The organism is Paraburkholderia sp. Clong3, assembly GCF_050436485.1.
Lineage (GTDB): Bacteria > Pseudomonadota > Gammaproteobacteria > Burkholderiales > Burkholderiaceae > Paraburkholderia > Paraburkholderia tuberum.
The window spans coordinates 704742-723233 of sequence record NZ_JBNDMH010000002.1 but is presented as its reverse complement, the minus strand read 5'-3'; the positions used below and the strand labels follow the sequence as shown (position 1 = coordinate 723233).

Below are 18492 nucleotides of genomic sequence, written 5' to 3'. Positions count from 1 at the left end.
TGATGCCGCCCACCGTATTCATCGTCTCAGACGGTACCGGGATTACTGCCGAAACCTTCGCGCATTCGATCCTCTCCCAGTTCGACCAGAAATTCCGCCTGGTCCGCGTGCCATTCGTCGACTCGACCGAGAAGGCCTACGCAACGCTCGAAAAGATCAACGAAGCGGTCGCGCAGGACGGCCGTCGACCGATCGTGTTCACCACGCTGGTCGATAGCTCGTCGAATCAGATCGTGAAGGGTTCGAACGCGCTCGTGCTCGACATGTTCCAGACCTTCGTCGAGCCGCTCGAGCAGGAACTGGAACTGAAGTCGAGCCACGCGATGGGGCGCGGCCATCAGAACGCGGACACCGAGGAGTACAAGAACCGGATCGAGGCGATCAATTTCTCGCTCGCGCACGACGACGGTCAATCGAATCGCAATCTCGCAGACGCCGACGTGATCCTCGTCGGCGTGTCGCGCAGCGGCAAGACGCCGACGAGCCTTTACCTGGCGATGCAGTACGGCGTGAAAGCGGCGAACTATCCGCTGATTCCTGAAGATTTCGAACGCGGCAAGCTGCCGACGCCGCTACGCGAGCATCGACAGAAGATGTTCGGCTTGTCGATCGATCCGCAGCGGCTGTCGGAGATCCGTAACGAGCGGCGGCCGGGCAGCAAGTATGCGGCGCCGGAAAACTGCCGCTATGAGATCAACGAAGCCGAAACGATGATGCGGCGCGAGGGGATCAAGTGGCTGTCGTCGACGCACAAGTCGATCGAGGAGATCGCGACGACGATCCTGCAGGAGATCAAGCTGGATCGGCCGTCGTATTGAGGGATGGCCGAGCAGGCGTTGCGTTGCCGGGCCAGAGCCCTCGCAACGCCACTTAATTCTACTTTTTGCGCCCGCGCTGCTGCCGGCACTGCTCGAACACGCAGACCGCCGCCGCGGCCGCCACGTTCAGCGACTCCATACCGCCGGGCTGCGGAATCGTCACCCGCAACGACACGGCATCGCGCCACGCCTGCGACACGCCCGCCCCTTCGTTGCCGAACACCCACGCGAGCGGCCTGCTCAGGTCGCTGTCATAGATCGCTTCGGCACCGTGCGAATCGGTGATGACGATCGGTACCGCGAGCCGTTCGATCAGCGCACGCGCTTCGACATCCTCATGCATCTGCAACAGGAAGTGCGCGCCCATCCCGGAACGCAGCACCTTCGACGACCACGCGTATGCGGTGCCCGGCGCGCAGAACACGTGCTCGATACCCGCAGCCGCTGCGCTGCGCAGAATCGAGCCGACGTTGCCCGCGTCCTGCACGCCGTCGAGCACGAGACAGTTTTGCTCGACGCGCTCGGGCAGCGGTGCGTCGAGCTTCTCGACGAGCAGCAGAATCCCGACCCCATGCACGACATTCGACAACTGCCCGAACAATGCATCCGGCAGCGTCACGAGCCGATGCTCGTCGATCCGTGACACGATCGCCTGCGCTTCGTCGTGACGCAACGCGCCGTCGGTGACGACGCATAGCTCCGGCTGACCTGCGACGTCCAGATACGTGCTCGCGAGATGGAAGCCCTCGAGCAGCGCGTGGCCGCTGCGGCGCTGTTGATGCGTCGAGCCGGCCAGTGCCTTCAGGCGCTTGTAGAGCGGATTATCCCGCGAGGTGATGGCTTTCACAGGCAGCGAAGGCGGTGAGAAGGGAAAAGGAATCAGCGGCAATCAACGGCACGCAAGCGCGCAGCGCGCTCGAGCCGCGCTGATGGGGTCGGTCACGCGAAGCCGGCTTCGCCGAACGCATCGCCGTCGAGCAGCAGCGCATCGGCCACGACGACGGCGTCCGCCGGCGGCAACGGCACGCCAGTGCCGAACCGCAAATGCGCTTCGCGCACCGGCGCGAACGATCGCCGATGATGCTCGCACGGCCCATGCTCGCGCAGCGCCGCGAGATGCTGCGGCGTGCCATAACCGGCATGCGCGTCGAAGCCGTACATCGGATACGCCTGGTGCAGTTCGACCAGCATGCGGTCGCGCGTGACCTTCGCGAGAATCGACGCCGCCGAGATGCTCTTCACGAGCGCGTCGCCGCCAATCACCGCCTCGCTACGGATGCTGAGCGTCGGGCAACGGTTGCCGTCGATCTTCACGAGCGTCGGCACGACCGACAGGCCCTCGACCGCGCGCTTCATCGCGAGCATGGTGGCGTGCAGGATGTTCAGCGAATCGATTTCCTCGACTGTCGCCGACGCGACGCAGTACGCGAGCGCACGCTCGACGATCTTGTCGTACAGCGCTTCGCGCTTGAGTGCGCTCAGTGCCTTCGAATCGTCGAGGCCACGGATCATCGGTTTGGCGGGATCGAAAATCACCGCCGCCGCGACGACCGGACCGGCCAGCGGTCCGCGCCCTGCCTCGTCGACGCCGCAGACGATGTCGTCGGCGCTCTCGAAGTTCAGGCCGGCTTGCGCCACTACCCGAACGGTGGCCGCCATCTTCCGGCGAGGCGCGCGCGCGGCGGTCATGGCCGCCCTGCCCGCTGCTCGACGACGCTCGCCACGACTTCGGCCGCGCGCTGCGCGGTGTTCTGCTTCAGCACGTGATGCATCTCCGTGAAGATTTCCTTCAGCGTGCGCCGGTTCGCCTCGTCGCGCAACTGTTTCAGCGTCGCCTCGGCGAGCGCCTGCGGCGTCGCGAAGTGCTGCAGGATCTCCGGCACCACGAAACGCCCGGCCAGGATGTTCGGCAGGCCGACGTACGGCAGATAGCCCTGGCGGCGCATGATCTGGCCGGTCAGCCAGGGCACCTTGTACGAAATCACCATCGGCTTTTTCAGCAGCGCGGCTTCGAGCGTGACGGTGCCGCTCTTCACGAGAATCGCGTCGGCGGCGGTCATCGCGAGTTGCGACTGGCCTTCGGTGATGGTCAGCACGAGGCCCGGATGTGCATCGACGAGCGGCTGCAGCAACGCGCGCAACGCGGGCGTCGCCGCCGGCATCACGAAGCGCACGCTGGGCTCCTGGTGCTGCATCATCTCCATCGCCGCGAAGAACGTCGGGCCGATCAGATCGATCTCGGAGCGCCGGCTGCCCGGCAGCACCGCGATCACCGGCCCGCTTTCCGCGAGACCGAGTGCGCGGCGCGCACCGAGGGTGTCGGGTTCGAGCGGGATCTGATCGGCCAGCGGATGCCCGACGTACGACGCCGCGACACCCGCCTTTTCGAGCAGCGCGGTTTCGAACGGGAACACGCACAGCATGTGGTCGACGGCCTTGGCGATCTTTTTGATGCGCCCGCCACGCCACGCCCAGATGGACGGGCAGACGAAGTGCACGGTCGGAATGCCGGCCTCGCGCAGTGCGTGCTCGAGCCCGAAATTGAAGTCGGGCGCGTCGACGCCGACGAACACGGACGGCGGCTCGGCGAGCAGCTGACGCTTGAGCTCGTTGCGGATACCGAGGATTTCAGGAATGTGCCGCAGTGCTTCGACATAGCCGCGCACCGTCAGCTTTTCCATCGGCCAGTGGGCGCCGAAACCCGCAGCGATCATGCGCGGACCGCCGATGCCGTAGTACTGCGTGGCGGCCGGCAACCGGCTGGCGAGGCCGTCGAGCAGCGACGCGGCGAGCAGGTCGCCGGACGGCTCGCCGGCCACCATCGCGACGCGCAGCGGACTGGGTTGCAACGTCATCGGTTAGCGGATGATGCCGCGCTGCGACGCTTCGACGAACGCGAGCAGCGTCTGCACCGGGGCGTCGCCGTCACCGCCGGCCGAACCGAGTTCCCTCAGTTGCACCTTCGCTTCTTCGAGCGACAGGCCGTTCTTGTACAGCACGCGATACGCGGTGCGCAGCACCGAGATCGCGTCGGCAGAGAAGCCGCGGCGACGCAGCCCTTCGACGTTGATGCCGTGCGGCTCGGCCTTGTTGCCCGCGGCGATCACGTACGGCGGCACGTCCTGCACGAGCGCCGACGCGCCGCCGAGCATCGAATGCGCACCGATGCGCACGAACTGATGCACGCCCGACATGCCGCCGATGATCGCGTAGTCGCCGATCGTCACGTGACCGGCCATCTGCGCGTTGCTCGACAGGATCACGTTGTTGCCGACGTGGCAGTCGTGACCGATGTGCACGTAGGCCATGATCCAGTTGTCGTCGCCGAGCGTGGTGACGCCCGCGTCCTGCACCGTGCCGGTGTGGATCGTCGTGAACTCGCGGATCATGTTGCGGTTGCCGATCACGAGCCTGGTCGGCTCGTCCTGGTACTTCATGTCCTGCGGACGCCCGCCGACCGATGCGTAGTGGCCGATGCGGTTGTCTTCGCCGAGCGTGGTATAGCCTTCGATCACGCTGTGCGAGCCGACCGTGCTGCGCGCACCGATCGTCACGTGTGCGCCGATCACCGCATAGGGCCCGACTTCGACGGATTCGTCCAGCTGCGCGCCCGCTTCGATGATCGCGGTGGGATGGATCCTGCTCATGCGTCCTCGCTTCTGATTCTGTTGCGTTGTGTGGATGGCCTTGCCGTCAGGGCCGCCGCGCGCGCGCCTTGCCGCGCCGCGACCTGCCCCGACGCGGCTTTACGCGTCTTTGTCCGTGTGGCGCACCGCGCACATCAGATCGGCTTCCGCCGCGACGACGCCATCCACTTCGGCGCGCGCCTTGAACTTCCAGATGCCGCGCATGTGACGCTCGAACGTGCAGTTCAGGATCAGCTGATCGCCGGGTTCCACCACGCGCTTGAAGCGCGCGTTGTCGATGCCGACGAACAGGTATAGCGTGTTCGACGGATCGCTCGGCTCTTCCGAGAACGTCAGCAGCGCCGCGGTCTGCGCGAGGGCTTCGAGGATCAGCACGCCTGGCATCACCGGCCGCGTCGGGAAATGTCCCTGGAAATACGGCTCATTGATCGACACGTTCTTCAACGCTTTGATGCTCTTGTGCGGTTCGAGTTCGAGCACCCGGTCGACCAGCAGGATCGGATAACGATGCGGCAGCAGCGTGAGAATCTTATGAATGTCGAGATTGATTTTTTCGGTGCTCATGGTGTTTCTGCTCACGCATTGACTGCGCGATGATGACTGCGGATGCTGGGTGCAGGTGGGTTGAAAACGCGCACGACCGGCGCCTCTGATGACCGGTGGTCGTGCCACCCGGTCGCGGCCACCGGCTTTGCTTCATGATGCTCGACCACTATTTTACGCGGTGCGGATGGGTCGCCGGGATAACTGTCAGATCTTGTTGCCTGCGGGTTGACCTGCGGCGCCGTCAGTGGCATTGCCGGCTTTGTCGACGGTGGCGTTCTCCAGCGCTTTGATGCGATCGCGAAGCTTGTCGATATTGCGCAGCAGCGCGGCGCTTTTGTTCCAGTCCGCGTGGTTCACGGCCGGGAACGCGCTCGTGTACATGCCGGGCTTCAGCAGCGACTTCGACACGCCCGACTTTGCGGTGACGATCACGTAATCGGCGAGCGTCACGTGTCCGGCAATGCCGACCGCGCCGCCGATCATGCAATGACGGCCGATGGTCGTGCTGCCCGCGATGCCCGCGCAGCCCGCGATCACCGTGTAGGCGCCGACCTTGCAGTTGTGGCCGATCTGCACGAGGTTGTCGATCTTCACGCACTCCTCGATGATCGTGTCGGCCATCGCGCCGCGGTCGATCGTGGTGTTCGCGCCGATTTCGACGTCGTTCGCGATCGACACGCCGCCGACCTGCGGAATCTTGACCCAACTGCCGGTGCGTGCGTCGCCCTCGCCGACGAAGTCGGGCGCGAAGCCGAAGCCGTCCGAGCCGATCACCGCGCCCGCGTGGACGATCACGCGCTCGCCGAGCTTGCAGCCGTGGTACACGGTCACGTTCGGATACAGATGTGAGTTCGCTCCGACCCGGGTGCCGCGGCCGATTACGACGTTGGCGTCGAGCCGCGCGTGCTCGCCGATCACGGCGCCCGCTTCCACGGCGACACGCGGACCGATCACCGCGCTCGCGGCGACCTGGGCGGAAGGATCGACGGTTGCGCTCGGATGCACGCCGGGGACCGCCCTCGGCGCGGCCAGGTCGATGAAGGTTTGCGCGATGCGCGCAAAGTAAGCGTAGGGATTCGGCGTGACGATGAAGTTTCGAGCTTCGCGCGAGGCGAGCTTCGCAAGGTCGCCGGCATTGATCAGCACTGCGCCGGCGCGGGTCGTTTCGACCTGCGACAGATACTTCGGATTGGCGAGGAACGCCAACTGGTCCGGGCCTGCCTGGTCGAGCGGCGCAAGACTGCTCACGCGCTGCGCCCCGTTACCGACTACTTCACCGCCGAACCGCTGGACGATGTCCTCGAGCGTAAATGCCATGCCTATCCTGTCTCCAACCTGTTCAATCATTGCGAGGGCGCGCGCCGAGGCGTGCGGGGCGACCGTGCGCCGCCCTCAGTCGCCCTCATTGTCCTTAGTTGCCCGATGCCGCAAGTGCCTTCAGCACCTGGTCGGTGATATCGATGCGCGGGCTCACGTACACCGCTTCCTGGACGATCAGATCGTAGTGCTGCGTTTCGGCGATCTGCTTGATGACCTTGTTCGCGCGATCGAGCACCGCCGCGAGTTCCTCGTTGCGGCGCTGGTTCAGGTCTTCGCGGAACTCACGCTGCTTGCGTTGGAAGTCCGAGTCGAGCTGCGACAGGTCGCGCTGCTTTTGCGCGCGATCGGTCGCCGACATTGTCGCGCCATTCTTGTCGAGTGCATCGGACATCGACTTGAGCTTTTGCGCCATGTCGGCGAGATCCTTGTCCCGCTTCGCGAATTCGGCCTCGAGCTTCAGCTGCGCGGCTTTCGCCGCCGCCGATTCGCGCAGGATGCGGTCGGAATTCACCGCGGCGATCCTCGCCTCCTGCGCGTGCGCCATGCCGACCCCGAGGGTCATTGCCAGCGCCAATGCGCACGCTACACGTTTCGAAAACATACCGGTTAGCAAAGTCATCCTCTCGATACTGTAGTTTGACCGGGTCCGCCGCCGCAGCCGGCCGCCGGCAACGCCGGCCGCCGGGAACACCCGCCGCCCGATCAGAACGCCGTCCCGATCTGGAACTGGAACTTCTGGTACTGGTCGCCAGTGTGCTTCGTGAGCGGGAAGCCAAGGCTCAACTTGAGCGGGCCGATCGGCGAGATCCACGCGAGACCCACACCGTAGCCGTAACGCAGGCCATTTGCGCCGATGCTGTTACCTTCCGTTCCCCACACGTTACCGGCGTCGAGGAACGTGAACACACGCAGCGTGCGATCGTAGCCCGTGCCCGGCAGCGGGAACGTGAGCTCGATATTGCCGACGAGCAGCTTCGAGCCGCCGATCGGGTCGTTGGTCTTCGCGTCTCGCGGACCGAGCGAGCTCGGCTCGTAGCCGCGCACCGAACCGATACCGCCGGCGAAGTAGTTCTTGAAGATCGGATAAGGCTTGCCGCCGAGGCCGTTACCGTAGCCGCCCTGGAAGTTGAAGCCCAGCACGAAGCCACGCGCGAACGAGTAATAGTACTGCGCGTTGATGTCGGCCTTGTAGTACTGCGTGCCCCCGATCGGCGTGCCGTACTCGGCGTTCGCCTGCGTGAAGTAGCCGCGGCTCGGCACCAGCGCGCTGTCACGCGCGTCGCGCGACCAACCGACCGTCAGCGGTACGTTGTTCGACACGCGGCCGAACTGGTTCACGTAGTCGATATAGCTTTGCGGCGTATTCGAGTCGATGTCGAGCTGGTTCTGCTCGAAGCCGACGCCGAAAAACACCGTGTCGACTTCGGAGAACGGAATGCCGAACTTCAGGTCACCGCCAATCGTGACGATCTTGAAGCTCGAATCGGTCGAATAGTACAGCGGCTGGTACGTGCGGTAGTAGACGTCGGTGATCCGCTTGATACCGTCCACCGTGAAGTACGGGTCGACCTGCGTGACCGTCAGCGTACGGTACGTCTTCGCGGTATTGATGTTCACCGAGAGGCTCGTGCCGGAGCCGAACACGTTGTCCTGCGAGATACCCGCCGACAGCACCACCTTGTCCGTCGACGAGAAGCCCGCGCCAAGCGTGATCGCGCCGGTCGGCTTTTCGGCGACCTTCACGTCGATGTCGACCTGGTCGGGCGTGCCTTCGACCGGCACCGTGGTCACGTCGACGTCGGTGAAGTAGCCGAGACGGTTGATACGGTCCTTCGACAGCGCGAGGCGGTTCGAATCGAACCACGAGCTTTCGAGCTGGCGCATTTCGCGGCGCACCACTTCGTCGCGCGTGCGCGTGTTGCCGACCACGTTGATGCGGCGCACGTACACGCGACGGCTCGGGTCGACCTGAAGCGTCAGGTCGACGGTATGGTTGTTCTGGTCGATCTGCGGCTGTGCATTGACGGTCGCGAACGCGTAGCCGTACTCGCCGAGCTTGTCGACGATCGCCTTCGTCGTGGCCTGCAGCTTTTCGGCCGAGAAGCGGTCGCCCGGCTTGATCTTGATCAGCTTCTTCAGTTCCGCTTCGCGGTCGAGCAGATTGCCGGCGAGGCGGATGTTCGAAATCGTGTACGGCTGACCTTCATGCAGCGTGACCGTCAGGTACATGTCCTTCTTGTCCGGCGAAATCGACACCTGGGTCGATTCGATGCTGAACTCGAGATAGCCGCGGTTCAGGTAGTACGAGCGGACGTTCTCGAGGTCGCCGGTGAGTTTGTCTTTCGCGTACAGGTCGTTCTTCGTGTACCACGAGAACCAGTTCGGCGTGGACAGCTGCATTTCGTCGCGCAACGTGCCGGTGCTGAATGTCTTGTTGCCGATGAAGTTGATCTGACGGATCTTCGCGCTCGGACCTTCGGCCACCGAGAACAGGATGCCGACGCGGTTGCGGTCGATCGGCGTGATCGTCGTGGTGACTTCAGCCGCGTAAAAACCGCGCGTCAGATACTGGCGCTTCAGTTCCTGCTCGGCCTTGTCGACGAGGGCCTTGTCGTAGTAGCGGCCTTGCGACAGCCCGACCGCGCGCAGCGCCTTGATCAGGTTGTCCTTGTCGAACTCGTGGATACCGGCGAAGTCGATCGTGCCGATGGCCGGGCGCTCTTGCACCTGCACGATCACCACGTTGCCTTCGGTCGCGATCTTGACGTCGTTGAAGAAGCCCGTCGCGTACAGCGCGCGAATCGCTTCGGACGCCTTGTCGTCGGTAAAGGTATCGCCTTGCTTGATGGGCAGGTACGCGAACACCGTGCCCGGTTCGACGCGTTGCAATCCCTCAATGCGAATGTCTTGCACCACGAAGGGCGTCGTTGCGTGAGCAACCAGCCCATGCGCGGCGAACGCCGCGGCTACAACCGTCTTTGGACCAAAGCGATGAGGTTTGAACAACGTGCTTCCCCAGTATGTATAGCTGCATCAGGCCTGGCGGCCGCCCTCGTGAACGCCGCCGGACACTTTAAAAATGGATTAAACGAGCCAGATCGTTGAACAGCGCAATCGCCGACAACGCGACGATGCAGGCAAGCCCCGCCCTCTGAAAAACGAGTTGCCAGCGATCGGAGACAACTTTACCGGTCACAGCTTCAACCAAATAATATAACAGATGACCCCCATCCAATACCGGAATTGGTAGCAGGTTCAGCACGCCGAGGCTAATGCTGACAAGGGCCAGGAACGACAGAAACGCGGCAGGACCCAGACGTGCGCTCTTTCCCGCGTAGTCGGCGATCGTCACCGGACCGGACAGATTCTTCAGCGACGCCTCGCCGACGATCATCCGGCCGAACATCCTGACCGAGTACACCGCGAGATCCCAGGTACGGCGCGCGCCGAGGTGGAGGCTCTCGAGCGGCCCGTAGCGCACGTCGATCGACGGCACCTGGGTCGCCAGCTCCGCGCCGATGCGGCCGATCTGCTGCCCGCTCGCTGCATCGCGCTGCAACTGCGGCACGATGGTGATTTCTTCGAGCGCGCCCGCCGCATGACCGCCACGGCCCCCGCGCTCCACCCGCAGCGTGACCGGCACGCCGGCGTGCGATTTTACAAAAGCGATGAAGGCCGAGGCATTATCGGTCGGCGTGCCGTTGATCGCGCGCAGCCGGTCGCCGGCGACGAGCCCCGCCTTTTGCGCGGCGCTGCCCGCCTGCACGCCCGCCACCGTCAGCTTGCCGCCGCCGGGCTCGAAGCCGAGGCGCGACATCAGATCGTCGTCGACGTCTTTCTCGCCGAGGCCGCGCAGGTCCATCGGAAAATCGGACGTGCCGTGCGCGTCTTTTGCACTGAGCACGATGCGCTGCTGATCGAACGCGGCGCCGAGCAGCTTCCAGCGCAGATCCGACCACGACCGCACCGGCTCGGTCTCATCGCTATGGCCGGTGCGCACACCGACGATGGTCTCGCCGCCCTCGAAGCCCGCCAGCGCGGCCGGCGTGTTCGGCGCGGGTGTCGCGATCACGGCGGCCGGTTCGGTCACGCCAGTTGCGAACACGAGCGCGAACAGCACGATCGCGAGCAGGAAATTCGCGACCGGACCGGCCGCGACGATCGCGAAGCGCCGCCACACCGACTGGCGGTTGAACGCATGCGGCAGATCCGCCTCGGGAATCGAACCGGGGCCGGTCTCGCGCTCGTCGAGCATCTTCACGTAGCCGCCGAGCGGCAGCGCGGCAATCGTCCACTCGGTGCCCGTCTTCGGACTGACCCACTGAACGAGCGGCTTGCCGAAGCCGATCGAGAAGCGCAGCACCTTCACGCCGCACAGACGCGCGACGCTGTAGTGCCCGTACTCGTGGACTACCACGAGTACGCCAATCGCAACCGCGAAAGCGACCAGTTCGATCAGCAGATTCATAAACGCCTCACTGGACGACGCGTTCCGTGCGACGGGCGCCGTCAGGCAGACGAGCGATGAATTCGGTAGCAGCTCGGCGCGCGGCGGCGTCCGCTTCGATGACGTCGTCGAGCGCGTGCGCGCTGCGGTTCGGCAACGCGTTCAGCACCGAGTCGACCGCCTCGGCAATCGCCATGAAGCCGATGCGGCGCGCGAGAAATGCCTCCACCGCGATCTCGTTCGCGGCGTTCAACGCCGCGCTCGCGACGCCGCCTTCCGCAAGCGCCTTCATGGCGAGCGCGAGGCACGGGAAGCGCGCGTAGTCGGGTTTTTCGAACGACAGCGACGCGATCTCCGCGAGATCGAGCTGCGCGACCCCGGAATCGACGCGATCCGGAAACGCGAGCGCGTGCGCGATCGGCGTGCGCATGTCGGGGTTGCCGAGCTGCGCGAGCACCGAACCGTCCGCGTACGACACCAGCGAATGAATCACGCTCTGCGGATGGATCAGCACGTCGATGCGCTCGCCGGGCAGGTTGAACAGCCAGTGCGCCTCGATCACTTCGAGGCCCTTGTTCATCATCGTGGCCGAGTCGACCGAGATCTTGCGGCCCATCACCCAGTTCGGATGCTTGCAGGCTTCGTCAGGCGTCACGTCGACGAGCGTGGCCGGTTCGCGCGTGCGGAACGGGCCGCCCGATGCGGTCAGGATGATCTTTGAAACGCCGCCATGCAGCGACGCTTCACGCGGCAGGCATTGGAAAATCGCGTTGTGTTCGCTGTCGACCGGCAGCAGCACCGCGCCGTGGTCGCGCACCGCGTCCATGAAGATCGCGCCGGACATCACCAGCGCTTCCTTGTTCGCGAGCAGGATGCGCTTGCCGGCGCGCGCCGCGGCAAGGCTCGGCGCGAGACCGGCCGCGCCGACGATCGCCGCGACCACCGTGTCGCAGCCCTCGCTCTTCGCGACGTCGACGAGCGCCTGCGGCCCGTACGTGACCTCGGTCTTGCTGCCCACTTCGCGCAGCTTCGCGGCGACCTTCGCGGCCGTGTCGGCGTCGCCGACCACCGCCACTTCGGGCGCGAAGCGCAGGCATTGCCCGACGAGCTTGTCGCCGTTGCGATGCGCGCTCAGCGCGTAAATCGAAAAACGCTCGGGATGACGCGCGACCACGTCGAGCGTACTGTCTCCAATCGAGCCCGTGGAACCGAGCAATGTCAGACGTTTTTGCATATCTCTTTCTCTAGCCGAGCAGCAGCATGGCGAGCGGCAGCACCGGCAACAACGCGTCGATGCGATCGAGCACGCCGCCGTGCCCCGGCAACAGGCCGCTCGAGTCTTTGACGCCGGCCTGACGTTTCATCATCGATTCGAACAGGTCACCGACCACGCTGAAAACCACCAGCAGGGTCAGCGCGAGCACCGTGCGCAGCGCACCCAGTTGCGCCAGCAGCGGCAGAATACAGGGTCGGCTCGAACGCGTGCAAAAAGATCGCCGCGGCCGCGACGATCATGACCAGCAGCCAGCCGCCGATCGCCCCCTCCCAGGTTTTACCCGGACTGATCGCTGGCGCCAGCTTGTGCTTGCCAAATGCCTTCCCGGAGAAGTATGCGCCGATATCGGCGAGCCATACCAATAGCAGCAGCGACAGCACGAACGGCACACCCTGCATGCGCGCGGCGACGAGAGCATGCCAGCACGCGATGAAACCGACGATTCCGGCAAGAAACAGAAACGCGCGCCACGCGCCCTGCGCGAGCACGGGCTTGCGCAGCAGCACGAATGGACCGGCGATCACCCAGAAAATCGCCGCCGCCTGGAAGAACGGCCGCGCAGGTTCGGTGCCGATGCCCACCCGCGTACTGGTGACGAGTCCGAGTGCCGCGACGAGCGCGTACAGCACCGGACCCGCGCCACCGAGCTTCAGCAGGCGCGCCCACTCCCACGCGGCGAACACGACGACGAAAGCGATCAGCGCGCCGAATGCGCCGACAGGCGCGAACAGCGTGACAGGCAGGAACACTGCCAGCAACACGATCGCCGTGATGACACGGGTCTTTAGCATGGAAGCGAATCGACGTTCTGCGATTGCGGCTCGAGCTGAGCACTGGTGCGGCCGAAGCGGCGTTCCCGCTCCGTGTACGAAGCGATGGCGTGACCGAGCGCGTCGGCGTCGAAATCCGGCCAGAACGTGTCGGTGAAATAGAACTCGGTGTAGGCAAGCTGCCACAGCAGGAAGTTGCTGACGCGGCGCTCGCCGCCGGTGCGGATGAACAGGTCCGGCTCGGGTGCGTAGGCCATCGACAGGTGCTCGGCGAACGCGTCCTCGTTGACCTCGACCGGCTTGCCCGCCGCCGCTTGCTCGACGAGCTTGCGGGTGGCCTGCATGATGTCCCACCGCCCGCCGTAGTTCGCGGCGATGGTCAGCGTGAGACGGGTATTGCGCGCGGTCTTGGTTTCCGCGCGCTTGATCAGATCGCGGATCTTGTCGTCGAAACGCTCGAGATCGCCGACCACGCGCAAACGGATCCCGTTCGCGTGCAGCTTGCCGATCTCACGCTCGAGCGCGGTGACGAACAGGCGCATCAGGAACGATACCTCTTCGTTCGGACGGCGCCAGTTCTCCGAGCTGAACGCGAACAGCGTCAGATATTCGACGCCCCGCCGCGCGCACGCCTCGACGGCCGCCCGCACCGCGTCGACGCCGCGCGTATGGCCCGCCACGCGGGGCAGACGCCGCTGCGTGGCCCAACGGCCGTTGCCATCCATGATGATCGCGATATGTCGCGGCACCGCGGCGACTTCAGGCACGCGCACGGTTGAGCTGGTATAGGTCATGGCCGTCGGGACAGTAATGCCAGTAAAGAAGTGGAAATCAGAAGGTGCTGAGCCGAACGGCGTCAGACCGTCATGATCTCGGCTTCTTTCGTTGTGACGAGCTTGTCGATTTCGGCGACGAACTTGTCCGTCAGCTTCTGGACGTCGTCACCGGCACGACGCTCGTCGTCTTCCGAGATTTCCTTGTCCTTGACGAGCTTCTTCAGTTGCTCGTTGGCGTCGCGGCGCAGGTTGCGCACGGCCACCTTGGCCGTTTCGGCTTCGCTGCGAACGACCTTGGTCAGCTCGCGGCGACGCTCTTCGGTCAATGCTGGCATCGGTACGCGGATCACATCGCCATGGGTAGCTGGGTTCAGACCGAGATCCGACTCGCGGATCGCCTTTTCGACGACCTGGACCATCTTCTTTTCCCACGGCTGCACGCCGATCGTGCGCGCGTCGATCAGCGTCAGGTTCGCGACCTGCGAAATCGGCACCGGCGAGCCATAGTAGTCGCACTGGATATGATCGAGCAGGCCCGTGTGCGCACGGCCCGTGCGGATCTTCGACAGGTCGTTCCTGAACGCGTCGATGGAGCGCTGCATCTTCTGTTCAGCGCCCTTCCTGATATCAGCCACAGACATTTTTAAACCTCCGAACCTTCAAAACGGTGCGAGCCGCCTGGCACGCGCGATGCGGCGGCCCGGGCTCGCGTCAAAGCCCACGTAATGTAAACGAAGTTTACACGTGGACGAGGGTGCCCTCGTCCTCACCTAGCACGATGCGCTTGAGCGCACCGGGTTTGACGATCGAAAACACGCGGATCGGCAGCTTCTGGTCGCGGCACAGAGCGAAAGCCGTCGCGTCCATCACCTGCAGATTGCGGCCGATTGCCTCGTCGAAGCTGATCGTGCTGTAGCGGGTCGCGCTCGAATCCTTCTTCGGATCGGCCGAATAGACGCCGTCCACCTTGGTCGCCTTCAGCACCACTTCCGCGCCGATTTCCGCGCCGCGCAATGCAGCGGCCGTGTCGGTCGTGAAGAACGGGTTGCCGGTGCCGGCCGCGAAGATCACGACCTTGCCTTCCTCGAGCTGGCGGATCGCGCGGGGCCGGATGTACGGCTCGACGACCTGGTCCATGCGCAGCGCCGATTGCACGCGCGCCTCGATGCCGGCGTGACGCATCGCGTCCTGCAGCGCCAGCGCGTTCATCATCGTGGCGAGCATACCCATGTAGTCGGCCGTTGCGCGGTCCATACCCGCCGCACCGCCCGCGACGCCGCGAAAAATATTGCCGCCGCCGATCACCACGGCCAGTTGTGTTCCGAGACGGACCACTTCGGCCACGTCCGCCACCATTCGTTCGATGGTTCCGCGATTGATGCCGAAGGCATCGTCGCCCATCAGAGCTTCACCGGAGAGTTTGAGCAGGACGCGTTTATAGGCAGTGGGCATAGGGGTATCCAGATCGCGCAGAACAGGGCAACAACAAGGGACTAATGTAGGGGTGAAATGCTGATTCGGGCAAGCACCGCCAAATTGGCGAACCCTGAGGTTCGCCAGCGGCGGCCGCGCGGCGAGGGTCAACTCGTGCGCGGCCTTGCGGCGCTGCCGACCGCGGCGAGGTCTTGCCTCGCCGCGGGTCCAAACGGTACGGCGGTGAAACTTGGGTAACGCTTATTGTTGCTTTGCCGCAGCGACCTGGGCGGCCACTTCCGCTGCGAAGTCGTCCTGCTTCTTCTCGATGCCTTCGCCGACCACGAACAGCGCGAACTTCTGCACGCTCGAGTTGCCCGCCTTCAGCATCTGCTCGATCGTCTGCTTGTCGTTCTTCACGAACGTCTGGTTCAACAGCGACACTTCCTTCAGGTACTTCTGCACGCTGCCGTCGACCATCTTCGCAACGATTTCAGCCGGCTTGCCCGATTCGGCGGCCTTCTGTTCAGCGATGCTGCGTTCCTTGGCGATCAGGTCCGCCGGCACGTCGTCCGACGACAGCGAGACCGGCTTCATCGCGGCGATGTGCATCGCCACGTCCTTGCCGACCTGTTCGTCCGCGCCGGTGTACTCGACCAGCACGCCGATGCGCGTGCCGTGCAGGTACGCCGCCAGCTTGTTCGCGGTGTCGAAGCGCACGAAACGGCGGATCGACAGGTTTTCGCCGATCTTGCCGACCAGCGCGAGGCGCACTGCGTCGACGGTTTGGCCGTCGAGCGGCAGGGCTGACAGCGCCGCGACGTCAGCCGGGTTTTGCGTCGCGACGAGTTCGGCGATCTTCTTCGAGAACGCGAGGAAGTCGTCGTTCTTCGAGACGAAGTCGGTTTCGCAGTTCAGCTCGACGAGCGAACCAGCGTTGCCGTTGATGAACGATGCGACGACGCCTTCGGCCGTCACGCGCGATGCCGCCTTGCTCGCCTTGTTGCCGAGCTTCACGCGCAGCAGTTCTTCAGCGCGCGCCAGATCGCCGTCGGCTTCCGTCAGCGCCTTCTTGCATTCCATCATCGGCGCGTCGGTCTTCGCGCGCAGTTCTGCAACCATGCTTGCGGTAATTGCCGCCATCATTTGCTCCTTGAGTTCTGTCTGTCACACGCCGCCCGCATTTCGATGCCGGCGGCAGGAATTCGTTTCAGCGTTTTCGCGCATTTTTTGCGAGCGACGCGCCTCGCGTCGCCTCGAGCACTCTGCCAGATGCCCGTTACAACAACTGTCATAGACGTCGCGACTTAAAAAAAGGGGGCCTGTAGAAAGCCCCCTTTTATGCCGGACACTGGGCAGCCTTACGCTTCCGGGTTGACCTCGACGAACTCGTCGCCGTCGCCGCCACGCGCAGCCTGGACCACTTCGTTGACCGCGTTGGCACGGCCTTCGAGGATCGCATCGGCCACGCCAGCCGCGTACAGGGCGACGGCCTTGCTGGCGTCGTCGTTACCCGGGATCACGTAGTCCACACCTTCCGGCGAGTGGTTCGTATCGACCACGGCGATGACCGGAATGCCGAGCTTGTTTGCTTCGGTCACGGCAATCTTGTGGTAGCCGACGTCAACCACGAAGATCGCGTCCGGAATGCCGCCCATGTCCTTCACGCCGCCGATCGACTTCTGCAGCTTGGCCATCTCACGTTCGAACAGAAGCGCTTCCTTCTTGCTCATGCGCTCGGTTTCACCGGCTTCCAGCGCCGCTTCCATGTCCTTCAGGCGCTTGATCGAAACCTTCAGCGTCTTGAAGTTGGTCAGCATGCCGCCGAGCCAGCGCGCGTTCACGAACGGCATACCAGCGCGCTGCGCTTCCTGGGCGATCGTGTCACGCGATTGACGCTTCGTACCGACGAACAGGATCGTGCCGCGGTTCGATGCCAGCTGACGCGCGTACTTCAGCGCGTCGTTGTACATCGGCAGCGTCTTTTCGAGGTTGATGATGTGAATCTTGTTGCGATGACCGAAAATGAAGGGGGCCATCTTCGGGTTCCAGAAACGGGTCTGGTGACCGAAGTGGACACCTGCTTCCAGCATTTGACGCATCGTAACTGCCATGAAATTCTCCACGAGGGTTGGGTCTTAAACCGGCTGCCGTATCGGCCGCGCTCGCCTCTACCTTGGCTGGAACGCGACGACACCCTGGGTGCGCCGGCTTGCGAATTGGTTGCCTGACACGACTTTCTCTCACTCACGACACCCAACAACCGGAGTGCCGCGAGAAGCCGCTCCGCCCAGCTGCCATGCGCGAATTTGCGGACTCGCGAATAAAAGCGGACTAGGACCGACTTAGCCCGAGAGTATAGCACGCGACGACCGACTGACTCAACCGGCCCGACCAGCGGCCGATGGTCCTACGCACGGGACCGCGCCGCCGGGCCCGAAGCCCGGCCTGGCGTCCTTTGGGCCGCCAATTTGCCGATTCTGGCGCTTTTCGCCCATTGCCGCCCGATCCTGCGCAACGACCCGGCCCCCACTGCTGTAAAATGGCTCGATTCCGCCACGCGCGGGGGTGTTAAGGATCGACCGGCATTCCGTGCCCGGCAGACGCCCCTCCGCCCGGCCACCGCAACACCCAGCAAGCCTTATCCAGCAAGGCTTCCGAGGAAACCATGGCTATCACCATCAAAAACGAAGACGATATCGCGAAGATGCGCGTCGCCTGCCGGCTCGCGAGCGAAGTGCTCGACTACATCACGCCGTTCGTCAAGGCCGGCGTCACCACTGGCGAGCTCGACCGTCTGTGTCACGAATACATGCTGAAGGACCAGGGCACGGTCCCCGCGCCGCTGAATTACCAGCCGCCCGGCTACCCGCCCTACCCGAAAGCCACCTGCATTTCCGTCAACGACGTGATCTGCCACGGCATTCCGGGCGACAAGGCGCTCAAAACCGGCGACGCGCTGAACATCGACATCACCGTGATCAAGGACGGCTATTTCGGCGACACGAGCCGCATGTTCATCGTCGGCGAAGGGTCGATCATGGCAAAGCGCCTCGTGCAAGCCACTTTCGAATGCATGTGGCTCGGCATCGACCAGGTGCGACCCGGCGCGCATCTCGGCGACATCGGCTATGCGATCCAGAAGCACGCCGAAGGCCTCGGCTACAGCGTGGTGCGCGAATATTGCGGACACGGCATCGGCACCGTATTCCACGAAGATCCGCAGATCCTGCACTACGGTCGCCCCGGCACCGGGTTCGAACTGCAGGCCGGTATGATCTTCACGATCGAGCCGATGATCAACGCCGGCCGCCGTGACATCCGCACGATGCCCGACCAGTGGACCGTCAAGACCAAGGACCGCAGCCTGTCCGCGCAGTGGGAGCATACGGTGCTCGTCACCGAGACAGGCTACGACGTGCTGACCGTGTCGGCCGGCACGCCCGCGCGTCCGCCCGTGGTCGCGGCCACGGCCTGAC

At 64.3% G+C, this 18492-nt stretch carries 17 protein-coding genes and 1 pseudogene; 2 read left to right on the top strand and 16 right to left on the bottom strand.

Annotation, left to right across the window (positions count from 1 at the left end):
* Positions 1 to 2: 2 nt before the first annotated feature.
* Positions 3 to 818 (top strand): posphoenolpyruvate synthetase regulatory kinase/phosphorylase PpsR, encoded by an 816-nt coding sequence (ppsR, locus tag OKW30_RS07655; protein ID WP_184066329.1) that lies wholly within the window; start codon positions 3 to 5, stop codon positions 816 to 818.
* 58 nt (positions 819 to 876) lie between these two features.
* On the opposite strand, the gene OKW30_RS07650 is transcribed toward ppsR, so the two are convergent.
* From OKW30_RS07650 to rpsB, 16 genes and pseudogenes are all read right to left on the bottom strand, one after another.
* Positions 877 to 1665, bottom strand: a complete 789-nt coding sequence (locus OKW30_RS07650) for a TrmH family RNA methyltransferase (protein ID WP_184022645.1) — start codon at positions 1663 to 1665, stop codon at positions 877 to 879.
* A gap of 92 nt (positions 1666 to 1757) precedes the next feature.
* The gene (gene rnhB / locus OKW30_RS07645) at positions 1758 to 2507 is read right to left on the bottom strand and encodes a ribonuclease HII (RefSeq protein WP_429346408.1); all 750 of its coding nucleotides are present in this window, start codon (positions 2505 to 2507) and stop codon (positions 1758 to 1760) included.
* Complete coding sequence (gene lpxB / locus OKW30_RS07640) at positions 2504 to 3673, bottom strand: lipid-A-disaccharide synthase (protein WP_429346407.1); 1170 nt, start codon at positions 3671 to 3673, stop codon at positions 2504 to 2506. Before lpxB ends, rnhB begins: the two co-directional genes overlap by 4 nt.
* 3 nt (positions 3674 to 3676) lie before the next feature.
* Entirely contained in the window at positions 3677 to 4465 is a 789-nt protein-coding gene (gene lpxA / locus OKW30_RS07635) for an acyl-ACP--UDP-N-acetylglucosamine O-acyltransferase (RefSeq protein ID WP_184066163.1), read from the bottom strand.
* A gap of 99 nt (positions 4466 to 4564) precedes the next feature.
* A complete protein-coding gene (gene fabZ / locus OKW30_RS07630) occupies positions 4565 to 5029 on the bottom strand; it encodes a 3-hydroxyacyl-ACP dehydratase FabZ (protein ID WP_006048683.1) in 465 nt (154 codons plus the stop codon).
* A 186-nt stretch (positions 5030 to 5215) separates the two neighbouring features.
* Positions 5216 to 6328 carry a UDP-3-O-(3-hydroxymyristoyl)glucosamine N-acyltransferase gene (gene lpxD / locus OKW30_RS07625; protein ID WP_429346406.1) on the bottom strand — a complete coding sequence of 371 codons (1113 nt, stop codon included), beginning with the start codon at positions 6326 to 6328 and terminating at the stop codon, positions 5216 to 5218.
* A 94-nt stretch (positions 6329 to 6422) separates the two neighbouring features.
* On the bottom strand, positions 6423 to 6944 hold the full coding sequence (locus OKW30_RS07620) for an OmpH family outer membrane protein (protein ID WP_026225318.1): 522 nt from the start codon (positions 6942 to 6944) through the stop codon (positions 6423 to 6425).
* An 89-nt stretch (positions 6945 to 7033) separates the two neighbouring features.
* On the bottom strand, positions 7034 to 9337 hold the full coding sequence (gene bamA, locus OKW30_RS07615; RefSeq protein WP_184066169.1) for an outer membrane protein assembly factor BamA: 2304 nt from the start codon (positions 9335 to 9337) through the stop codon (positions 7034 to 7036).
* Positions 9338 to 9404: 67 nt separating this feature from the next.
* Positions 9405 to 10799 carry an RIP metalloprotease RseP gene (rseP, locus tag OKW30_RS07610; protein WP_184066172.1) on the bottom strand — a complete coding sequence of 465 codons (1395 nt, stop codon included), beginning with the start codon at positions 10797 to 10799 and terminating at the stop codon, positions 9405 to 9407.
* Positions 10800 to 10806: 7 nt separating this feature from the next.
* Positions 10807 to 12012, bottom strand: coding sequence for a 1-deoxy-D-xylulose-5-phosphate reductoisomerase (locus tag OKW30_RS07605; RefSeq protein ID WP_429346405.1), 1206 nt, complete (start codon positions 12010 to 12012; stop codon positions 10807 to 10809).
* Between the two features lie 10 nt (positions 12013 to 12022).
* Positions 12023 to 12845: pseudogene (locus OKW30_RS07600) on the bottom strand (phosphatidate cytidylyltransferase).
* Positions 12839 to 13618, bottom strand: coding sequence for a polyprenyl diphosphate synthase (gene uppS / locus OKW30_RS07595; protein WP_184022637.1), 780 nt, complete (start codon positions 13616 to 13618; stop codon positions 12839 to 12841). The pseudogene OKW30_RS07600 and the gene uppS overlap by 7 nt, the downstream one beginning before the upstream one ends.
* Positions 13619 to 13680: 62 nt before the next feature.
* Positions 13681 to 14241 (bottom strand): ribosome recycling factor, encoded by a 561-nt coding sequence (frr, locus tag OKW30_RS07590; RefSeq protein WP_090800586.1) that lies wholly within the window; start codon positions 14239 to 14241, stop codon positions 13681 to 13683.
* A 97-nt stretch (positions 14242 to 14338) separates the two neighbouring features.
* Positions 14339 to 15052 carry a UMP kinase gene (pyrH, locus tag OKW30_RS07585; RefSeq protein ID WP_090800588.1) on the bottom strand — a complete coding sequence of 238 codons (714 nt, stop codon included), beginning with the start codon at positions 15050 to 15052 and terminating at the stop codon, positions 14339 to 14341.
* 222 nt (positions 15053 to 15274) lie between these two features.
* Entirely contained in the window at positions 15275 to 16156 is an 882-nt protein-coding gene (gene tsf, locus OKW30_RS07580; protein WP_184066181.1) for a translation elongation factor Ts, read from the bottom strand.
* Between the two features lie 218 nt (positions 16157 to 16374).
* On the bottom strand, positions 16375 to 17127 hold the full coding sequence (gene rpsB / locus OKW30_RS07575) for a 30S ribosomal protein S2 (RefSeq protein ID WP_013089705.1): 753 nt from the start codon (positions 17125 to 17127) through the stop codon (positions 16375 to 16377).
* 554 nt (positions 17128 to 17681) lie between these two features.
* On the opposite strand from rpsB, the gene map reads away from it, so the two are divergent.
* On the top strand, positions 17682 to 18491 hold the full coding sequence (map, locus tag OKW30_RS07570) for a type I methionyl aminopeptidase (protein WP_184022635.1): 810 nt from the start codon (positions 17682 to 17684) through the stop codon (positions 18489 to 18491).
* Position 18492: the final 1 nt, after the last annotated feature.

Coding starts and splice junctions, on each gene's coding strand:
- tsf (WP_184066181.1), bottom strand. CDS start 16,156: ATGGCGGCAATTACCGCAAGCATGGTTGCAGAACTGCGCGCGAAGACC.
- lpxA (WP_184066163.1), bottom strand. CDS start 4,465: ATGAGCAGGATCCATCCCACCGCGATCATCGAAGCGGGCGCGCAGCTG.
- fabZ (WP_006048683.1), bottom strand. CDS start 5,029: ATGAGCACCGAAAAAATCAATCTCGACATTCATAAGATTCTCACGCTG.
- map (WP_184022635.1), top strand. CDS start 17,682: ATGGCTATCACCATCAAAAACGAAGACGATATCGCGAAGATGCGCGTC.
- uppS (WP_184022637.1), bottom strand. CDS start 13,618: ATGACCTATACCAGCTCAACCGTGCGCGTGCCTGAAGTCGCCGCGGTG.
- rseP (WP_184066172.1), bottom strand. CDS start 10,799: ATGAATCTGCTGATCGAACTGGTCGCTTTCGCGGTTGCGATTGGCGTA.
- lpxD (WP_429346406.1), bottom strand. CDS start 6,328: ATGGCATTTACGCTCGAGGACATCGTCCAGCGGTTCGGCGGTGAAGTA.
- lpxB (WP_429346407.1), bottom strand. CDS start 3,673: ATGACGTTGCAACCCAGTCCGCTGCGCGTCGCGATGGTGGCCGGCGAG.
- pyrH (WP_090800588.1), bottom strand. CDS start 15,052: ATGCCCACTGCCTATAAACGCGTCCTGCTCAAACTCTCCGGTGAAGCT.
- rpsB (WP_013089705.1), bottom strand. CDS start 17,127: ATGGCAGTTACGATGCGTCAAATGCTGGAAGCAGGTGTCCACTTCGGT.
- ppsR (WP_184066329.1), top strand. CDS start 3: ATGCCGCCCACCGTATTCATCGTCTCAGACGGTACCGGGATTACTGCC.
- rnhB (WP_429346408.1), bottom strand. CDS start 2,507: ATGACCGCCGCGCGCGCGCCTCGCCGGAAGATGGCGGCCACCGTTCGG.
- OKW30_RS07605 (WP_429346405.1), bottom strand. CDS start 12,012: ATGCAAAAACGTCTGACATTGCTCGGTTCCACGGGCTCGATTGGAGAC.
- frr (WP_090800586.1), bottom strand. CDS start 14,241: ATGTCTGTGGCTGATATCAGGAAGGGCGCTGAACAGAAGATGCAGCGC.